This window comes from Kocuria sp. CPCC 205263, from assembly GCF_040981075.1.
Lineage (GTDB): Bacteria > Actinomycetota > Actinomycetes > Actinomycetales > Micrococcaceae > Kocuria > Kocuria rosea.
Genome location: NZ_JAVKPV010000006.1, coordinates 224,930 through 243,275, shown reverse-complemented (window position 1 = coordinate 243,275; position 18,346 = coordinate 224,930). Strand labels below are relative to the sequence as shown.

Genomic DNA, 18,346 nt, shown 5'->3' with positions numbered 1-18,346 from the left:
GGTGGTGGGAAAGGGGCGTACAAAACGAGGTCCACCCTACGGCCGAACGTGTGAGGGACGTCTCTTCCGGCGTGAGCAGAATGCGCAGAACCAGCACAACGATCAGTACGCACGAAAGGTGGATCAACGGCCGTCGCGTGACCCGGGTCACTTATCGTCGTCAGGAGAGGCTCGGACCGAGCCATGCACCCGCACCCTCCGACCCAGGAAAGTGGATCCCCGTGAGTTCACCACCAGATCAGGCCCAGCAGGGCACGCGACGCCGGCACCCGATCGTCATGACGGTCTACGGCGTCGTCGCCGCCGCCGTGATCGGCTTGGCCTCGTTCACCTCGATCCAGGCCGCGAGCGGTGGGTCGGACCTGCGCGCGAACATGACCCTGATCGCCCCGGCCGGTGCCGGCGGCGGCTGGGACACGTTCGTGCGCGAGCAGCAGCAGGCGATGCGCACCAACAACATCGTCAACAACGCCCAGGTGGTCAACATCCCGGGCGCGGGCGGAACGATCGGTCTGGGCCAGCTCACCACCATGGAGGGCCAGGCGAGCACCATCATGTCCACCGGAACGGTCATGCTGGGCGGCGTCGCGCTCAACGACTCCCCGGTGGGTCTCGACGACGTCCGGCCGATCGCCCGCATGGCGGAAGAGTACGACGCGCTCGTGGTGCCGGCCGATTCCCCGTACGACACCCTCGACGAGCTGATCGCCGACTGGAAGAAGAACCCGAAGGCCTTCCCGTTCACGGGCGGCTCCGCAGGGTCGATCGACCACCTCATCATCGCGGACCTGGCCCTGCAGGCCGGGATCGACCCCGCGGACCTCACCTACATCCCCAAGACCTCCGGCGGCGAGGCGATCCAGACGATCTCCTCCGGCACCGCCAAGGCGGCCACCTCGGGCTTCACCGAGTTCGCCGACCAGGTCGAGGCCGGGCGCCTGAAGATCCTCGGGATCGCCGCGCCCGAGCGGCTCGAGGGCTTCGACGCCCCGACCTTCAAGGAGCAGGGCTACGACGTCGAGCTGACGAACTGGCGCGGCATGGTGGCGCCTCCTGGCATCACCGACGAGGAGTTCGCCGAACTGGAGGCGATCATCGCGGAGACCGTGGAGACCCCGGAGTGGCGCGAGGCCCTCGAGCGCAACCAGTGGCAGGACGTCTACCTGACCGGGCCGGAGTTCGAGCAGTTCATCGCGGAAGACCGGGCCGAGATCGAGGCCCTCATCGAGGAGTTGGACCTGTGAGCACATCTTTTCCCACGCCCCCGTCCGCCGAGGTCGCGGACGACGGCCACGGCGGCGTCCCCGCCGGCCGTGACGTGCCGCCTCGCGGAGGACGGATGCACGGGCGCAGCGGGCTGGTCGTGCCGCTGCTCCTGGCAGGCTTCAGCACGTACCTGCTGATCGGCATCCTCACCATGGAGGTGCCCGAGGGCACCGATTTCCCAGGCCCGAAGTTCTTCCCCGGCATCCTCATGGTGGCGGGCTACCTCCTGGCCGCCCTGCTGGTGCTGCACTACCTGCGCTCCCCCGAGCACCCCCAGGAGCTCTCGGAGAGCACGTATCGGACGCACTCGGACTGGTCCGCGGTGATCTGGTCCGTGGCCGGGTTCCTGGTCTTCGCCCTGACCATCGAGTTCCTGGGCTGGATCCTGGCCGCCGCCCTGCTGTTCTGGGCCGTGGCCCGCGGCTTCGGCAGCACCCGGGCCCTGTTCGACATCTCGCTCGCCCTGGTCCTGTCCAGCGCGATCTATCTGGCATTCTCCGCCGGCCTGGGCCTGAACCTCCCGTCCGGCATCCTGGGAGGCGGTTTCTGATCATGGAAGCACTCGAACTGCTCGCCGGCGGCTTCGCCGGCGCACTGACCCCGATGAACCTGCTGTGGGTCCTCATCGGCTGCCTCCTGGGCACCGCCGTGGGCGTGCTCCCGGGCCTGGGCTCCTCCATGGCGGTGGCCCTGCTGCTGCCCATGACCTTCGCCCTGGACCCCACCGCCGCCTTCATCATGTTCGCCGGCGTCTACTTCGGCGGCATGTTCGGCGACTCCACCATGGCCATCCTGATGAACACCCCCGGACAGGCCTCCGCGATCGCCTCCACCTTCGAGGGCCACAAGATGGCCAAGGACGGCCGCGCCCCGCAGGCGCTGGCCACCGCGGCGATCGGCGCCTTCATCGGCGGCATGATCGCCGCCTGCCTGGTCGTTTTCCTCGCCCCGGCGCTGGCGGACTTCTCCGCCAACTTCGGCCCGGCCGAGTTCTTCGCCCTGGCGATCTTCGCCTTCATCGCCACCTCCTCGGTGGTCTCCGACTCCGCGGTCAAGGGCCTGGCCGCCCTGGTCCTGGGCCTGGGCTTCGCGACCGTGGGCATCGACTCCATCTCCGGCACCGAGCGCTTCAGCTTCGGGGTCCCGCAGATGTTCGACGGCATCTCCCTGGTCACCGTCACCGTGGCCATCCTCGCCCTGGGCGAGGTGTTCTTCGTGGCCTCCCGGATCCGCCGCGACCCCGCCGCCATGCAGATCTCCGCCGCGGGACGCCCGTACCTCTCCCGCGCCGAGCTCAAGGAGGCCGCCCCGGCCTGGGCCCGCGGCACCGCGATCGGCCTGCCCTTCGGCGTCATCCCCGCCGGCGGCGCGGAGATCCCCACCTTCATCTCCTACGACGTCGAGCGCCGCATCGACCGCCGCCGCCCGAACCCCATGTTCGGCAAGGGCGCCATCCGCGGCCTGGCCGCCCCCGAGGCCGCCGGCAACGCCACCACCGGCACAGCGATGGGCGCGCTGCTGGCCCTGGGTCTGCCGGTCTCGGCGACCGCGGCGATCATGCTCGCCGCGTTCCAGCAGTACGGTCTGCAGCCCGGCCCGCTGCTGTTCGACCGCGCACCGGATCTGGTGTGGGCGCTGCTGGCCAGCTTCTTCATCGCGATGATCGTGCTGCTGATCATCAACCTGCCCTTCGCCCAGTACTGGGCGAAGCTGCTGCTGATCCCCAAGCCCTACCTCTATGCCGGGATCACCGTGTTCTGCGGGCTCGGCGTCTACGCCACCTCGGGGGCGGTCTTCGACCTGCTGCTGCTGCTGGGCATCGCCCTGATCGGTTTCACGATGCGCCGCCACGGCGTGCCTCTGGCCCCGCTGATGATCGGCATGGTCCTGGGCCCGCTGGCCGAGACCAGCATGCGCGACGCCCTGCTGTCCTCCAACGGCGACTACTCGGTCTTCGTCACCGGCCCCATCCCGCTGGTGCTCTACGGCCTGCTGTTCATCGTGCTGGCGCTGACCGTCCGGTCCAAGATCGTCAACCGCGCCCGGCAGGACGTGTAGTCCCTGGCCCCTCCGCATGCCGCAGCGCCCCGCCCCGGAAGTCCTCGGGGCGGGGCGCTGCGGTTAAACACAGACGTTACGGAGGAGAAACCACCGCGCCGCACCCCCCGGACATGCTTTACCTGTCAGATGACAGGAACTCCGCTCGGCGGAGCCCAGGCGGGGAGAAGCACATGATCATTCTCGGGGTCGGCATCACCGTGCTGGCGGTGCTCATCATCGGCGTGCTCATGGCGCGCAAGGTGGACGGCGACAGCACCAACTATCTCGTGGCCGGCCGGCAGCTGGGGATGCCGCTGGTCGCGGTGTCCCTGACCGCGGCGGCCGTGGACTCGAACGCCACCGTGGGCAACACGGACCTCACCTCCGGCTACGGCTTCTGGGCCGGCGCCTCCCTGGCCCTCGGCCTGGCGGTGTGCCTGCTGCTCGCCGGGCTGTTCCTGGCCAAGCCCATGAACCGGCTGCGGCTGTTCACCCTGGGGGACTTCTTCCGGATCCGGTACGGCCGGACCACCGAGACGCTCGCCTCCGTGATCATGATCTTCGCCTTCACCTTCCTGCTCGCGGGCAACCTGGTGGCGTGCGGGTTCCTGCTCGAGTACTTCGCGAACGTCCCGTACTCGATCGGCGTGGTCGTGGCCAGTGCCCTGGTGCTCAGCTACACCCTGGCCGGCGGGCTGTTCTCCGACGCCTACACGGCGGTGCTGCAGACCGTGATCACCGTGGTGGCCGCCGTGGCGCTGATCGTGTGGGTCGCCCTGACCTACGGCATCGTGATCCCTGAAGGGATGGGCCCGTTCGACCTCGAGCAGCTCACGAGCTCGGAGGCCGGCGCCCCGATCAACTGGGCCACGCTCATCGCCCTCGGCATCGGCGACCTCGTGGCGATCGACTTCATGCAGCGGATCTTCGGGGCCAAGAGCCCCAAGGTGGCCCAGCGCTCGTGCTTCGTGGCCGCCGGCACCACCGCGGTCATCGGCACGATCTTCGCCCTCGTGGCCCTCACTGCCTCCTCCGTGCTGGGGCTCTCCGCGGAGAACGGCCCCATCCTCTACACGTTGCTGGGCGAGTACGCTCCCCCGCTGCTGGCCGTGCTCGTGCTCTCGGGCATCGTGGCCGCGTCCTTCTCCACGGCCTCCGGGGCCATCCTGGCCACCTCCGCCGTGACCGTGCGCAACGTCTTCAACGTCCGCCGCACCGAGATCTCCGGCGCCCACGACCCGCTGCTGCGCTGGACGCGCCTGGCCATGCTGCCGGTGGTGGTCATCGGGATCCTGCTGGCCGTGCGGGTCAGCCAGACCGGGATCCTGCTGACCCTGGCCTTCGACCTCATGCTCGCGAGCCTGTCCGCCTCGTTCATCCTGGGCACCTTCTGGCGGCGCCCCGGCGCCCGGGCCGCCCTGGCCGCGGCGTGCGTGGGCCTGACCAGCCGGCTGGTGTTCCTCGCGCTGACGCCCACGATCTACGGCGCCCCGAACGACCTCTTCCACCTCGAGAACACCCTCGTCACCAGTGCCTTCGACGGCTGGGCCACCCTCGTGGCCGGGGCCCTGGGCTGGCTCACCTACGTCCTGGTCGGCCTCACCGCGGCTCGCGCCCAGGTCGAGACGGACACGCAGCGGCTCGAGCTGTACCGGCTCTACCGCGAGCAGACCCCCTCCGGCTTCACGCCCCGGGTCCGCACGGCCCCGGTCCCCGCGCAGCAGGCCGACCCGCCGGTCCCGGCCGGGGTCTGAGGACTCGGCCCGGCGGGTCCCGCCAAGGGCGGCAGCGGGTGCGGGTGCGGGTGCGGGTGGGTGCGTCAGGATGGAGGAGATCCGTCCGCGCCGATCTCACGTTTCGTCCGGTGCGGACGTCTACGAGGTGATGGACACGAAAGAGCCTTTCGAGACGCAGGTGACCCGGCACGGCCCCGTGGTGTGGCGGGTCTGCCGGGCCGTGCTGAGCACGTCCGCGGACGCCGAGGACGCGTGGTCGGAGACGTTCCTGGCCGCACTGCGGGCGTACCCGGACCTGCCGGCCACGGCGAACGTGCAGGCGTGGTTGGTGACGATCGCCCACCGCAAGGCGGTCGACGTCGTCCGGGCCCGGTCCCGGGCGGCGGTGCCCGTGGCCTCGCTCCCGGAGCCACCGGCCCACCGGGACGCGCCGCACGAGCACGACTCCCCGCTGTGGGCGGCGGTGGCCGCCCTGCCGCCCAAGCAGCGGCACGCCGTGGCCTACCGCTATCTGGGCGGGCTGCCCTACCGGCAGATCGCCGAGCTGCTCGGCGGCACCCCGGAGGCCGCCCGCCGGGCCGCCTCGGACGGCGTGGCCGCCCTCCGCAGGGCCCTCACCACGACCGCCCCCGCGAACGGCACCGGAACCCGCACCGGGAACCGCACCCAGCTCGACCGGACAGGAGAGGACCGATGACCACGAACACCCTCGGCTCGACCCCGCACTCCCCCCTGCGGAGCCTCCGCGCCGACCCCGTGCCGGAGACCGTGCTGCGCGGCCTGCACCGGCGCCTGGAGGAGGGGGCCGCCCGGGCGGGACTGCTCGACGTCGCGTACACGACCGTCAGCACCCCGGTGGGCGTGCTGCTGCTGGCCGCCACGGAGGAGGGGCTGGTGCGGGTGGCCTACGCGCGGGAGGACCATGAGGCGGTCCTGCAGGACCTGGCCCGCCGGATCAGCCCGCGGGTGCTGCACGCCCCGGCCCGCCTGGCACCGGCCGTCCGGCAGCTCGAGGAGTACTTCGCCGGGACGCGCACCGGCTTCGACCTCCCGCTGGACCGGTCGCTCTCGCACGGGTTCCGGCGCCTGGTCCAGGAGCACCTGCCCGAGATCGGCTACGGCCGCACGGAGAGCTACGGCGCGGTGGCCCGGTCGGTCGGGCGCCCGCAGGCCGTGCGGGCGGTGGGCACGGCCTGCGCCGCGAACCCGCTGCCGGTGGTGGTCCCGTGCCACCGCGTGCTGCGCGGCGACGGTGGCCTGGGCGGGTACGTCGGCGGCCTGGAGGCCAAGGCGGCGCTGCTCGAGCTGGAGACCGCGGCCTGAGCAGGACCGGCCGCCCCGGCACGACCCGGCGTGCCGGCTCCGCGCCGCACCTCAGAGGCGCGGCGCGGCGTCCGCGTGCCGGGTGGCGTGGTCGTAGGCGCGGGCGGTCCGGAGCAGCTCGACGTCGCGCCCGTGGGCGGCGACGAGCTGCAGCCCCACGGGCAGCCCTCCCGGGCTGAAGCCGCCCGGCACCGAGACGGCCGGGCACCCGGTGGCCGAGATCAGGCTCGCCGAGCGCATCCACTCGACATATGTCTGCATCGGCATACCCGCGACCGTGCGGGGCCAGCGCTCCGCCGACGGGAACGGCAGCACCTGGGAGGTGGGGGTCAGCAGCACGTCCCAGCGGTCGAAGAACGCGCGCACCGCCTCGTGCAGGCGCGTGCGCGCCAGGGCGGCGTCCATGAGCTGCCCGGCGGTCAGTGCCAGTCCCTTCTCGACGTTCCACACGATCTCCGGCTTCACGAGCTCGCGGTGCTCCGCGACCACGGTGCGCAGGGCGACGGCCATGTCGAAGGCCCGGGTCACGTCGAACACCTCGTCGGCGTCGCGCAGGTCCGGGACGGCCTCCTCGACCACGGCACCCAGCTCCTCGAACACCCGCGCCTGGGCGACCAGCACCTCGACGATCTCCGGCTCCACCGGGACGCCGAGGCCGAAGTCCGTGCTCAGCCCGATCCGCACGCCGGCCAGGGGGCGGGCCCCCGGGTCGGGCGGGTCCTCCGCCGCGAGCGCCCGGAACCCGGTCCGCGGCGCCGGGCAGTCCAGGGGGATCCGCGGGTCGGGGCCGGCCAGCACGGACATGGCCAGGGCGAGGTCGTCCACGCTGCGGGCCAGCGGACCGGAGCGGCCCAGCCACGCCCAGGCGTTGCCGGTGGGCGCCGAGGGCACGACCCCTGCGGAGGGCCGGAAGCCGGCGATGCCGCAGAACGCGGCCGGGTTGCGCAGGGACCCGCCCATGTCGGAGCCGTCGCCCAGGGGCTGGATCCGGGACGCGATCGCCGCGGCCGCCCCGCCGCTGGACCCGCCCGCGCTGCGGTCCAGCGCCCAGGGGTTGTGCGTGGTCCCGAAGACCTCGTTGAAGCTGTGGGAGCCCGCGGCGAACTCGGGCACGTTGTTCTTCCCGGTGCTGATCACCCCGGCCGCCGTGAACCGGGCGACGATCAGGTCGTCGTGCTCCGGGACGTGCTCGGCGAACACCGGGGAGCCGGACGTGGTGCGGATCCCGGCGGTGGCGTGGGTGTCCTTGTGCGTCATCGGCACCCCGTGCAGGGGCGGCAGCTCGTCGGCGGGCGTGGCGGCGGTGAGCTCGTCGGCGCGGGCGGCGGCCGCGTACGCCTGCTCGCGGACCTGCGTGACCACGGCGTTCACGGCGGGGTTCACGGCGTCGATCCGGGCGAAGTGGGCGTCGAGCACCTCCCGCGCGGAGACCGTGCGGGCCCGGACGGCCGCGGCGAGCTCCCGCGCGGAGAGCCGGAGCAGCTCCGCGGTCCCGGTGTCCCCCCTCATCGGGTGCCCACGCGGGAGAGGATCGCGCTGACCGCGGCCGTGACGCCGGTGCTCAGCGTGGGCTCCACGACGGGGGCGAAGAACGGCGAGTGGTTGGTCGGCACCGGCGCGTCGCCGTCGACCGCCTCGTCGGACATCCCGCCGAAGAACCAGTAGACACCGGGCACCCCGATAGCGTCGGGCAGGTGCCCGAAGTCCTCGCTGCCCATCTGCGCGGGGCGGTCCAGGACGTTCTCCGCGCCGAGGGCCGCACCGAGCACGGCGCGGAGGGAGTCCGTCTCCGCCGGGTCGTTGACGAGCAGCGGAAAGGTGTAGATCTCGTCGATCCGGGGCTCCGGCGCCCCGGAGGTCACGGCCTCCCCGCGGATGACCCGCCGGAGCGCTGCCAGCACCTGCTCCCGGACGTCGGCGTCCAGGTTGCGGACGTTGACGGTGAACTCCGCGACCGCCGGGATGATGTTCTCCTTGAGCCCGGCGTGGAAGCTGGCGATGGTGATCACCGCCGCCTGCTGCGCGGGGATCTCGCGGGAGACGATGCTTTGGATCCGCACCACCATGTGGGCCGCGAGCACCACGGGGTCGATCGTGTCCTCGGGCCGGGAGCCGTGGCCGCCCCGGCCGTGGACCGTGACCTTCCAGCCGTCGGCCATGGCCATGGCCGGGCCGCTGGTGAGCTCCACCTGGCCGGCGCGCCCGGGCCAGACGTGCTGGCCGTAGACGATCTCGGGGCGGGGGGCGCGGTCCCACAGGCCGTCCTGCAGCATGGCCATCGCGCCCTCGGCGGTCTCCTCGCCCGGCTGGAACAGGAAGACCACGGTCCCGGCCCAGGCGTCGCGGTTCCCGGCCAGCAGGGTGGCCGCGCCGACGGCGCTCGTGATGTGGGTGTCGTGCCCGCACGCGTGCATGACGGGGACCTCGGTCCCGTCGGGCAGCACGCCCCGGGCGGTCGAGGCGTAGTCCAGGCCGGTGTCCTCCGCCACGGGAAGGGCGTCGGTGTCCGCGCGGAAGCCGACCACCGGCCCCTCGCCGTTGCGCAGCACGGCCACCACCCCGGTGCCGCCGCAGACGAAGGTCTCGCAGCCGAGGGCGTCCATCCGCGCCCGGATCAGCTCGGCGGTCGTGTGCTCCTGCATGGACAGCTCGGGGGCGCCGTGCAGGTGGCGGTACAGGGTGTGCAGGTCCTCGCGCAGCTCGGCGGGGATCTCGGGCAGGGTCGTGGTCATGACGTCCTCTCGTGGGCGGGGTGCGGGGCGGGGGTCTCGGGGAAGGCGGCTCGTGTGGTCACGGCAGGCTCTCGTCCCCGGGCGCGGCGTGCTCGGCCTTCCGGTCGCGGAGCACCCACGCCAGGACCATGGTGGCCAGGACCACCACGGCCGTGGCGAAGTTCCGGAACGTGGTGCCCAGGACCGGCACGAGCAGCAGCTGGACGACCGCTCCCACCGCGAGGGCGATGAGGAGGATCCGCGGCTGCTTCACGTAGGCGGCGAGCTGGACGATCACCGCGCCGATGATGGCCGGGAAGATGTAGAGCCGGGCGACCTCGACGACGGGTTCGGGCACCACGCTGACCAACCAGGTGCCGAGGATGCCGACGAAGAGCAGCAGGGAGACGATGTGCACGACGGCCGCGCCGCAGATGGCCATGACGGCCGCGAGCTCCGCGCGCCGGGTCCCGGGCTTGGCGCCGATGGCCGCCTGGGCCACGATCGCGGAGGGCAGCAGCTTGTTCGCGATGTTCCCGATCATGAAGGCCTGGTACATCGCGGCGGGCCCCAGCACGGGGTAGTAGGTGATGGGCTCGACGACGGCGAGGATCGCGAAGACCGCCGCCACCGCCAGGAAGGCGGTCACCACGTCGGACAGCGGGATCTCCAGACCGGAGAAGAGCAGCAGGTAGACCGGGCCGGCGTAGGAGAACAGCAGACCCAGGATCATGGTGAGCCGTCCCCAGCGGGACGTGGTGCGGTCGTAGACGGCGTAGGCGGTGGCTGACGTGCCGGTCGGTGAGGCCATGACGACTCCTTCGGGTTCTGGGTGCGATCAGGCCGTGGCGCCCATGCCGGCGCCGTGGGCGAAGTAGGCGACGACCAGGCCGATGATGATCGAGAAGCCGAGGCCCCACTCCCGCAGCCACGGCGCCCTGAGGGCCCGCGCGAGCAGCAGGCACACGGCCATCACGATGGCGGAGACCACGACCGTCAGGATGTGCACGGAGCTCTTGGGGAGCTCGGCGATGCCCAGAGAGGCGAAGGCGGCCAGCAGCGCGGCCGAGGGGACGATCGCCATCAGGGCGGGGTTCACCGACCGGAGCTTGACGTCCCCCCGCTTCAGCAGGGGCGTGAGGATCAGCGTGGACAGCATCCACAGACCGCCGGAGAGGCTCATGGCCAGGAAGGCCACGGTGAAGACGTCCGGTGTCCAGCCCGCCCCGCCCAGTTCGGCGTCCAGGGTCCCGGCGGCGAGGTTGGCCGAGGAGGTCTCGGTCGCGGCCGAGCCGACCAGTCCGATGCGCACGAGGACGGCCGGGGCCCCGAACAGCGGGAGCAGGGCGACCGCGACGACGACCACGGCGAGGGACGGGCCGATCGCGGCGACACCGCCCGAGCGGAAGGACTGGCGCAGGTCCTGGCGGGTGAAGCCGACGTCGGGGCCCACGAGCCGGGCCGCGCGCACGTAGATGACAGTCTGCAGGATGATCACGGCGAAGACCGCCAGGGCGCAGAACCACAGGAAGGGCATGTTGACGTAGTCGGACAGCGTGTTCATGCGGAGCCTCCGTTCAGGGATGACGTGCTCGGGTCGTGGCCGTCCGGAGGTCCCGGCGGCCGGAGGTCACAGCGCCCGGAGGTCACAGCGGCGCGGTGTCGAGGGCCCGGAGGGTCTCGCCGAGGACGTGGACGCCCCGGCCGATCTCCAGGGGGTCGGTCCACTCCTCGGGGCAGTGGCTCCGGCCGTCGCGGGAGGGGACGAAGATCATCGCCATCGGCGCCAGGGCCGCCATGTGCACGGCGTCGTGCGTGGCGCCGCTGGGGATCGGCCGCCAAGAGTACCCGAGCCGGTCCGCCGTCGCGGCAACGACGTCGTGGGCGCGCGGATGGGCGTCGACGACGGGGTTGTCCGTCGTCCAGTCGAACTCGACGTCGACACCGTAGCCGCGGGCGGCGGCGAGCACGGTCTCCCCCAGCCTCCGGCGGGCCCCGGACAGCCACGACCGGTCGATGCTGCGCAGCTCGCCCCGCAGGTCGACCGCGCTGGGGACCACGTTGGGGGACGGCGAGAGGTTGTCGGCGTGCGTGGCGGTCGCCACCCCGTTGCCAGGCGCCCCGCAGCCCTCGCGGCGCACGGCCAGGACGGCCTCGGCGGCGGCCACCAGGGCGTCCTGCCGGTCGGCGACGGGCCTCGTGCCGGCGTGGTCCTCCCGGCCGGCGAAGTGGGCCACGAAGCGTTCGATGCCGCAGACGGAGGTCACCACGCCGAATTGCTCCCCGCCCTGCTCGAGCGCCGGCCCCTGCTCGATGTGGAGCTCCACGAAGGCGTGCAGCGGACCGGGATCGAGACGGGACGGCTGCAGCACGGCGGAGGGGTCGAGGCCGAAGTCCTCGTAGGCGGCGGCCAGGGTCCGCCCGGCCCCGTCGCGGCGGCCGAGGTCGGCGGCCGTCGTCTCCCCGGCCATGGACCGGCTGCCCAGGCAGCTGAGGCCGAAGTCGTTGGGCTCCTCGCCGAGGAAGTCGACGACCAGGAGGTCCCGGGACAGCGGGGTGCCCGAGGCGCGGATGCTCCGGGCGACCTCGACGGCCGCCAGCACGCCGACGACGCCGTCGAAGCGCCCGCCGCCGTCGACGGTGTCCGTGTGGGATCCGGTCATCAGTGCGGGCGCGGAGGGCCGGGAGCCGGCGAGCCGGCCGACGAGGTTCCCGGCGGCGTCCCGGTGGACCTCCAGGCCGGCGTCCCGCATCCGGGCCGCGACCCACGCGCGGGACTCCCGGTAGGGGTCGCTGAACACCTGGCGCGTCCACCCCCGGCGGTCGTCCCGGCGCAGCCGGGCCAGCTCGGCGACCTGCTCCTCGACCCGCTGGGTCGTCTCCTCCAGCTCGAACTGCATCGCGCACGTCCTTCCTGCCGAGCGGTCGGGTCCTGCGCTGCCCGCGCGGCCGGGCAGCGGCGCCGGGGAGCGACGCCGGGGAGCGACGGACGGCCCTGTCGGTCATGCCGCACGTTACCCAGTCCGGCGCCGTCCGACCAGGGCTGAGCGGTCCGGACCGCTCAGCCGGCGGCCGCCCGGTAGGCGGCCCAGCCGCCGTGGACCGTGATGTCCTCGGCGTCCTCGAGCGCCCAGGGCTCCACCAGGAAGCCGGGCAGCTCCCGGCCGTCGGCGAGCTCGACCCGGCCGATGGCCATCGGCGCGGGCAGCCCGGCGACGAACGTGCCGAACGCGGCGGCGTCCAGCGCCCAGACCTCCACGGCCAGGGCCGCCCCGCGGCCCGGGACGCGCACCACCCCGGGTTTGGCGGGCACGGTGTCCAGGGCGAACATCCGGTACGCGGCGGCCGTGGTCGTGGCCTCCACGAAGCGGGCGGCCAGGTCGAGCAGCTGTGGGTTGAGCGGCTGGCCGCGCAGGTGGGCGCCCGCGACCACGAGCAGCAGCTCCGGGGCGCCGGGAGCCGCCGTCGGGGACGGGGCGGAGGTGGACGCGGACACCGCGGGCGCGGGATCAGCGGCCATCGAAGCCTCCCTCCCGGGCGACGTCCACGAGCCGGTCGTCCTGGAACGTGTCCCCCACGAGCTGCACGCCGAAGGGCAGGCCGTCCACCCGGCCGGCGGGGACGGCGAGCGCGGAGAGGTCGAGCAGGTTCACGAAGTTGGTGAAGCGGCCCATCCGGCTGTTGGCGCCCACGGGATCGGCCGCGACCTCCGCGAGGGTGGGGTGGGACGTGGTGGTGGGCAGCACGAGGGCGTCGAGCGCGCCGAACACCTCCCTGGCCCGGCGGGCGCAGCCGTCGAGGAACTCCTGGTCGGCGAAGACCCGGTGGGCGGGGATGTCCCGGGCGCCGGTGACGATGCGCCCGACCGTGGGGTCCACGTCCTCCGGGTGGGCGTCCACGAACGCGCCGACGGCCGTCCAGCGCTCGGCGACGAACGCGCCGTCGTAGAGCAGGGCCGCGGCCGCGAGGAACGGCTCGATGTCCACCGGCACGGTCCGGAAGCCCCGCTCCCCGAGCCGCCGGACGGCGGCGGCGTAGGCCTCGGCCCAGCCGGGGGCGAGCTCCCCGAGCTGCTCCGGCTCGGCGAACCCGACGACGCGGTCCAGCCGGGCCGGCCGCGGCGCGGCGGGTGGACGGGAGCGGGCGTCGCCGTCGTCGACCCCGGCCATGACGTCCGCCGCGAGGCGGGCGAGGCGCAGCTCCCGGGCCATGGTGGTCACCACGTCCTGGCTCCGGCATGCGGGCACCACCCCGGTGGAGGGCACGGCGCCCTTGGTGGGCTTGACCCCGTACAGCCCGTGCAGGGCGGCGGGCACCCGCCCGGATCCGGCGGTGTCGGTGCCCAGGGCGAAGTCCGCGAAACCGAGGGCCACGGCCACCCCGGAGCCGCTGGAGGACCCGCCGGAGATGCGGGCGGGGTCCTCCGCGTGCCGGACCGCGCCGTACGGGCTGCGGGTGCCGACCAGCCCGGTGGCGAACTGGTCGAGGTTGGTGCTGCCCAGCACCACCGCGCCCGCCTCCTTCAGCCGGCGGACCACCACGGCGTCGCGCTCCGGCTCGTAGCCGAACGCGGGGCACGCCGCGGTGGTCGGCAGACCGGCCACGTCGATGTTGTTCTTCACCGCGAACAGGGTCCCGGCCAGCGGCAGGTGCTCGCCGGCGGCCCGGGCGGCCAGCGCCCGGGCGACGTCCTCGGCCACGTCCCGCTGGGGGCGCAGGCCGATCCACACCTCCGGCCGGTCCGCCTCCTCGATCAAGCGGTAGCGCCGTGCCACGAGCTCGTGGGCGGTGCGCTCGGCCGCGCCGGGGTCCGGGGATCCCGCCGGGGCCGGGGGTGCTGCGGTCTCTGCTGTCGTGGTCATGGGTGCTCTCCTCGTGCTGGTGGGGTCCGGGCCGCTGCTCAGACCGTCTCGGTGGCCGGTGCGGGGTCGGCCGGTGCTGCGCCGGCCGGTGCCGTGCCCGCCGGCACGGGGGCCGCCGTGCGGACCACGGCCAGGACGGCGCCCGGGCCCACGTGCGCCCCGGGCTCGACGACGATGCGGTGCACCACGCCGTCCGCGGGGGCCGTCACGGGGGCCTCCATCTTCATGGCCTCGACCGCCATCAGGGTCTGGCCCTCCCGCACCGTCTCGCCCACCCGGACGTCCACGCGGAAGACGTTGGCGGCGAACTGCGCCTCGACGCCCTCGCACCCGTCGGGGATCTCCACGGCCACCTCGTCCTCCGGGACGACCTCCGCGAGGGCGGCGACCCGCTCGAACTCGCCGGCCTCCTCCCACGCCTGGCGCTCGTCGTCGAAGGCCGCCTTCCGGCGGGCCTCGAAGGCGTCGATGCCCTCCCGGTGCTCGGCGAGGAAGGCCTGGTACTCGGCCATGGAGAACTCGCCCTCCTCGATCCGCAGGGGCAGCCGGCCCACGGCCATGTCCGCGCGCATCTCCGCCAGCTCCTCGGAGGACACCGGGAACCACTTGATCCGGTCGAAGAACCGGAGCAACCACGGGGTGCCCTCCTCGTAGGGCCCGCGCTGCCGGTGGGTGGACCACACCTGGGTGGTCCGGCCCACGAACTGGTAGCCGCCGGGGCCCTCCATGCCGTAGATGCACAGGTACGCCCCGCCGATGCCCACGGCGTTCTGCGGGGTCCAGGTCCGGGCCGGGTTGTACTTCGTGGTGACCAGCCGGTGCCGGGGGTCCACCGGGGTGGCCACGGGGGCGCCCAGGTAGACGTCGCCCAGGCCCAGGACCAGGTACTCGGCGTCGAAGAGCACCGAGCGGACGTCCTCGACCGAGTCCAGGCCGTTGATCCGGCGGATGAACTCGATGTTCCAGGGGCACCACGGGGCGTCGTCGCGCACGCCCTTCTCGTACCGCCGGATGGCCTCCCGGGTGGCGGGGTCGTCCCAGGACATCGGCAGGTGCACGGTGCGGCTCGGCAGCCGCAGGTCGTGCGTGGGGGGCAGCCCGGCGTCGAGGACCAGCACGCGCTCGAGCACCTCGTCCAGGCCGAGCCGGTCCGGGTCGAGGTGGATCTGCAGGGAGCGGATGCCCGGGGTCATCTCGAGCACGCCGGTCAGCGCACCGTCGTCGACCTGCTGCTGCAGGGCCCGGCGCAGCGCCTCGATCCGCATCCGGGAGGCGATGTCCAGGGTCATCTCGCCGTACTCGACCAACACGTTGGAGTCGCCGCTGCGCCGCACGGTCAGGGAGGGGCGGTCCGCGGTCGCGGGCACGGAGGTGACCACGCCGCCGTCGACCACGGCGTCCCGGCCCGGGGCCACCCGGGCCCGCGGGTCGCGGCGCAGCTCCGCGGCCTGGGCCTGGGTGATGGGCACGAAGCGCACCCGGTCCCCGGCGCGGAGCTGGCCCAGCTTCCACTTCTGGCCCTCGGCCACCGTGGCCGGGCACGTGAACCCGCCCAGGCTGGGGCCGTCGGGGCCGAGCAGGATGGGCATGTCCCCGGTGTAGTCCACCGCGCCCACCGCGTACGGGGTGTCGTGGATGTTGGAGGGGTGCAGGCCGGCCTCGCCGCCGTCACGGCGGGCCCACTGGGGCTTGGGGCCCACCAGGCGCACGCCGGTGCGGTCGGAGTTGAAGTGGACCTCCCAGTCGGCGGCGTAGAACTCCTCCATGTCGGCCACGGTGAAGAACTCGGGGGCGGCGTGGGGGCCCTCCAGGACGCCGACCTCCCAGTAGGCGCCCACCTGGGGGCGCTCGGCCAGCGGGACGTCGGCGACCTCGTGGGGCACGGCCGGGGTGCTGATCCCAAGGACGTCGCCGGGGGCCAGGGCGCGGCCGGCGGCGCCGCCGATCTCGCCCTGCACGAAGGTCGCGGCGGAGCCCAGCACCAGCGGGACGTCCAGGCCGCCCTCCAGGAGCAGGTAGGCGCGCATGCCCTGCTCGGCGCGGCCGATCGCGAGGACGTCCCCGGCGACCAGCTCGAGCACGGTCCACTGCGCCACGGGCTCCCGGTTGACCAGGACCTCGACGGGGGCGCCGGTCACCATGACCCGGCTGGGCGTGTGGAAGCGCAGGGTCGGCCCGGCCGCCGTCACCTCGAGGCCGGCGGCGCGCTCGGGGTTGCCCAGCGCCTCGTTGCCCAGCCGGAAGGACAGCTCGTCCATGGGGCCCGAGGGCGGGATGCCCACGGGCCAGTACCCGATCCGCCCGGGCCGGTCCTGGACGGTGGTCAGCAGCCCGGACCGCAGCACCTCGAGGCGCGGCTGGGCGCTGCGCACGCCCTCCAGCGTGGCGGTGGAGTGCTGCACGTCCCGCACCGCGGGCAGCCGCGGGATGGCCCGCAGCACGCCCAGGTTGGTGGCCACGCCGTGCACGCGGGCCTGCTCGAGGGCCGCCTCCAGCCGCGCCCACGCCTGCTCGCGGTCCTCGCCGTGGGCCACGAACTTGCTCAGCAGGGGGTCGTAGAAGGCGCTGACCTCGGTGCCGACCTCGATCCAGGAGTCCACCCGGATGCCGTCCGGGACCACGAGGCCGGTGACGGTGCCCGCGCTGGGCAGGTTGTCCAGGTCGGTGTTCTCCGCGTACACCCGGGCCTCCACGGCGGCGCCGCGGGCCGTGGGCTCGGCATCCATCATGGTGCGGTCCCCGCCGGCCAGCCGGAGCATCCACTCGACGAGGTCCACGCCGTAGACGGCCTCGGTCACGGGGTGCTCCACCTGCAGGCGGGTGTTGACCTCGAGAAACGCCGCCTCCTGGCGGACCGGGTCGTAGACGAACTCGACCGTGCCGGCGGAGCGGTAGGCGACGGAGGCGCACAGCCGCCGGGCGGCGTCGTGGATCGCGGCGCGCACGTGCTCGGGCAGGTCGGGGGCCGGGGCCTCCTCGACCACCTTCTGGTGGCGGCGCTGGAGGGTGCAGTCCCGGTCCCCGACCACGAGGACGTCGCCGCGGCCGTCGCCGAAGACCTGCACCTCCACGTGCCGGGCCCGCTCCACGAGCCGCTCCAGGAAGACCCCGGCGGAGGAGAAGTTCGCCCCGGCCACGCGCCGGACGCTCTCCCACGCCCCGCGCAGATCCTCGGCGTCGCGGCACTCCTGCATGCCGATCCCGCCGCCGCCGGCGGTGGCCTTGAGCATCACGGGCCAGCCGATGCCCTCGGCCTGCGCGAGCGCGTCCTCGAGCGAGTCGAGCAGGCCGGTGCCGGCGAGCAGGGGCACCTCGGCGGCCACGGCGGCGTCCCGGGCCGTGTGCTTGGACCCGAAGATCCGCAGCTGGTCCCCGGTGGGGCCGACGAAGGCGATCCCGGCCGCCTCGCAGGCCTCGGCGAACTCGGTGTTCTCGGAGAGGAAGCCGTAGCCGGGGTGGATCGCCCCGGCCCCGGTGCGCCTGGCCGCGGCGATGATCTTCCCGATGTCCAGATAGCTCTCCGCGGCGGGCGAGGCCCCGAGGTGCACGGCCTCGTCGGCCGCACCGACGTGCAGGGCGCCGCGGTCGGCGTCCGAGTACACGGCCACGGCCCGCAGCCCGAGGGCCTGGACGGAGCGGATGATCCGCACGGCGATCTCGCCGCGGTTGGCCACGAGGACGGTGTCGAAGGCGCTCATGCCCGGGCCTCCTGCCCGGCCGTGGTGACGGAGGTGCCGGCGGAAACGATCATCTCGGCGCGGGACGGGTCGAAGCCGTTGCACGGGTTGTTGATCTGCGGGCAGTTGGAGACGACGACGAGCACGTCGCGCTCCGCCCGCAGGCTCACCGACAGCCCCGGCGCGGAGATGCCGTCCACGATGCCGAGCGCGCCGTCGGGGTCCACCGGGACGTTCATGAACCAGTTGACGTTGGAGACCTGGTCCCGCTTGCCCAGGCCGTACTTCGAGAGCTCGGTGAGGAAGTTGTCGGCGCACCCGTGCTGGGACCAGGTGTGGTGGCCGTAGCGCAGGGTGTTGGACTCCTTGGAGCAGGCCCCGCCGAGGGTGTCGTGGCGCTCCACGTCCGTGCCGACGACGGTCAGCAGCGGGTCGTGCTCGTTGCTGCGCAGCACGGACCCGGCGGTCAGGTAGACGCTGTCCTGGCCCTGCAGGGTGGCCTGCGCGCTGTAGGCCCGGGCGGTGTCCACGGCGTCGTAGACCAGGAAGTCGACGGCCTGGTTGCCGTCCACGTCCACGATGGTCAGCACCTGGCCGGCGGTCAGGACGGCGGACCAGGGGGCGAGGGGCGCCACGGTCTCGCGGCGGAGCTCCGGGCCGAACCGGGACGCGAGGGCTCCGGCGGCCGGGGTGGTGGTGCGGGCGGTGGTGGTGGCAGCAGTCATGGCGGG

At 73.5% G+C, this 18,346-nt stretch carries 15 protein-coding genes; 6 read left to right on the top strand and 9 right to left on the bottom strand.

The window, feature by feature from the left end:
• Positions 1-221 precede the first annotated feature (221 nt).
• The 6 genes from RF647_RS11805 to RF647_RS11780 all read left to right on the top strand — a co-directional run bounded on the left by RF647_RS11805 (position 222) and on the right by RF647_RS11780 (position 6,365).
• Positions 222-1,244: a tripartite tricarboxylate transporter substrate binding protein gene (locus RF647_RS11805; protein ID WP_368811854.1), complete on the top strand. Its 1,023-nt coding sequence runs from the start codon at positions 222-224 to the stop codon at positions 1,242-1,244.
• Positions 1,241-1,816, top strand: a complete 576-nt coding sequence (locus RF647_RS11800; RefSeq protein WP_368811853.1) for a tripartite tricarboxylate transporter TctB family protein — start codon at positions 1,241-1,243, stop codon at positions 1,814-1,816. The genes RF647_RS11805 and RF647_RS11800 overlap by 4 nt, the downstream gene beginning before the upstream one ends.
• Before the next feature lie 2 nt (positions 1,817-1,818).
• Complete coding sequence (locus tag RF647_RS11795; protein ID WP_368811852.1) at positions 1,819-3,324, top strand: tripartite tricarboxylate transporter permease; 1,506 nt, start codon at positions 1,819-1,821, stop codon at positions 3,322-3,324.
• Positions 3,325-3,497: 173 nt separating this feature from the next.
• Positions 3,498-5,060, top strand: a complete 1,563-nt coding sequence (locus RF647_RS11790) for a sodium:solute symporter family protein (RefSeq protein WP_368811851.1) — start codon at positions 3,498-3,500, stop codon at positions 5,058-5,060.
• A gap of 130 nt (positions 5,061-5,190) precedes the next feature.
• Positions 5,191-5,739 (top strand): RNA polymerase sigma factor, encoded by a 549-nt coding sequence (locus RF647_RS11785; RefSeq protein WP_368811850.1) that lies wholly within the window; start codon positions 5,191-5,193, stop codon positions 5,737-5,739.
• Positions 5,736-6,365, top strand: coding sequence for a methylated-DNA--[protein]-cysteine S-methyltransferase (locus tag RF647_RS11780; RefSeq protein ID WP_368811849.1), 630 nt, complete (start codon positions 5,736-5,738; stop codon positions 6,363-6,365). The genes RF647_RS11785 and RF647_RS11780 overlap by 4 nt, the downstream gene beginning before the upstream one ends.
• Before the next feature lie 51 nt (positions 6,366-6,416).
• Here RF647_RS11780 and RF647_RS11775 read toward each other — a convergent pair whose 3' ends face one another.
• The 9 genes from RF647_RS11775 to RF647_RS11735 all read right to left on the bottom strand — a co-directional run bounded on the left by RF647_RS11775 (position 6,417) and on the right by RF647_RS11735 (position 18,340).
• Positions 6,417-7,874 (bottom strand): amidase, encoded by a 1,458-nt coding sequence (locus RF647_RS11775; protein WP_368811848.1) that lies wholly within the window; start codon positions 7,872-7,874, stop codon positions 6,417-6,419.
• Complete coding sequence (locus tag RF647_RS11770) at positions 7,871-9,097, bottom strand: amidohydrolase (RefSeq protein ID WP_368811847.1); 1,227 nt, start codon at positions 9,095-9,097, stop codon at positions 7,871-7,873. Before RF647_RS11770 ends, RF647_RS11775 begins: the two co-directional genes overlap by 4 nt.
• Before the next feature lie 58 nt (positions 9,098-9,155).
• A complete protein-coding gene (locus RF647_RS11765) occupies positions 9,156-9,887 on the bottom strand; it encodes a hypothetical protein (protein ID WP_368795674.1) in 732 nt (243 codons plus the stop codon).
• 27 nt (positions 9,888-9,914) lie between these two features.
• Entirely contained in the window at positions 9,915-10,640 is a 726-nt protein-coding gene (locus tag RF647_RS11760; protein WP_133409534.1) for a DUF5058 family protein, read from the bottom strand.
• An 82-nt stretch (positions 10,641-10,722) separates the two neighbouring features.
• Complete coding sequence (locus tag RF647_RS11755; protein ID WP_368811846.1) at positions 10,723-11,976, bottom strand: M20 family metallo-hydrolase; 1,254 nt, start codon at positions 11,974-11,976, stop codon at positions 10,723-10,725.
• Positions 11,977-12,137: 161 nt separating this feature from the next.
• Positions 12,138-12,596: a hypothetical protein gene (locus tag RF647_RS11750; RefSeq protein WP_368811845.1), complete on the bottom strand. Its 459-nt coding sequence runs from the start codon at positions 12,594-12,596 to the stop codon at positions 12,138-12,140.
• Positions 12,586-13,938, bottom strand: coding sequence for an allophanate hydrolase (gene atzF, locus RF647_RS11745; RefSeq protein ID WP_368811844.1), 1,353 nt, complete (start codon positions 13,936-13,938; stop codon positions 12,586-12,588). The genes RF647_RS11750 and atzF overlap by 11 nt, the downstream gene beginning before the upstream one ends.
• 38 nt (positions 13,939-13,976) lie before the next feature.
• Complete coding sequence (gene uca / locus RF647_RS11740) at positions 13,977-17,636, bottom strand: urea carboxylase (RefSeq protein WP_368811843.1); 3,660 nt, start codon at positions 17,634-17,636, stop codon at positions 13,977-13,979.
• On the bottom strand, positions 17,633-18,340 hold the full coding sequence (locus tag RF647_RS11735) for an urea amidolyase associated protein UAAP2 (RefSeq protein ID WP_368811842.1): 708 nt from the start codon (positions 18,338-18,340) through the stop codon (positions 17,633-17,635). Before RF647_RS11735 ends, uca begins: the two co-directional genes overlap by 4 nt.
• Between the last annotated feature and the right edge of the window lie 6 nt (positions 18,341-18,346).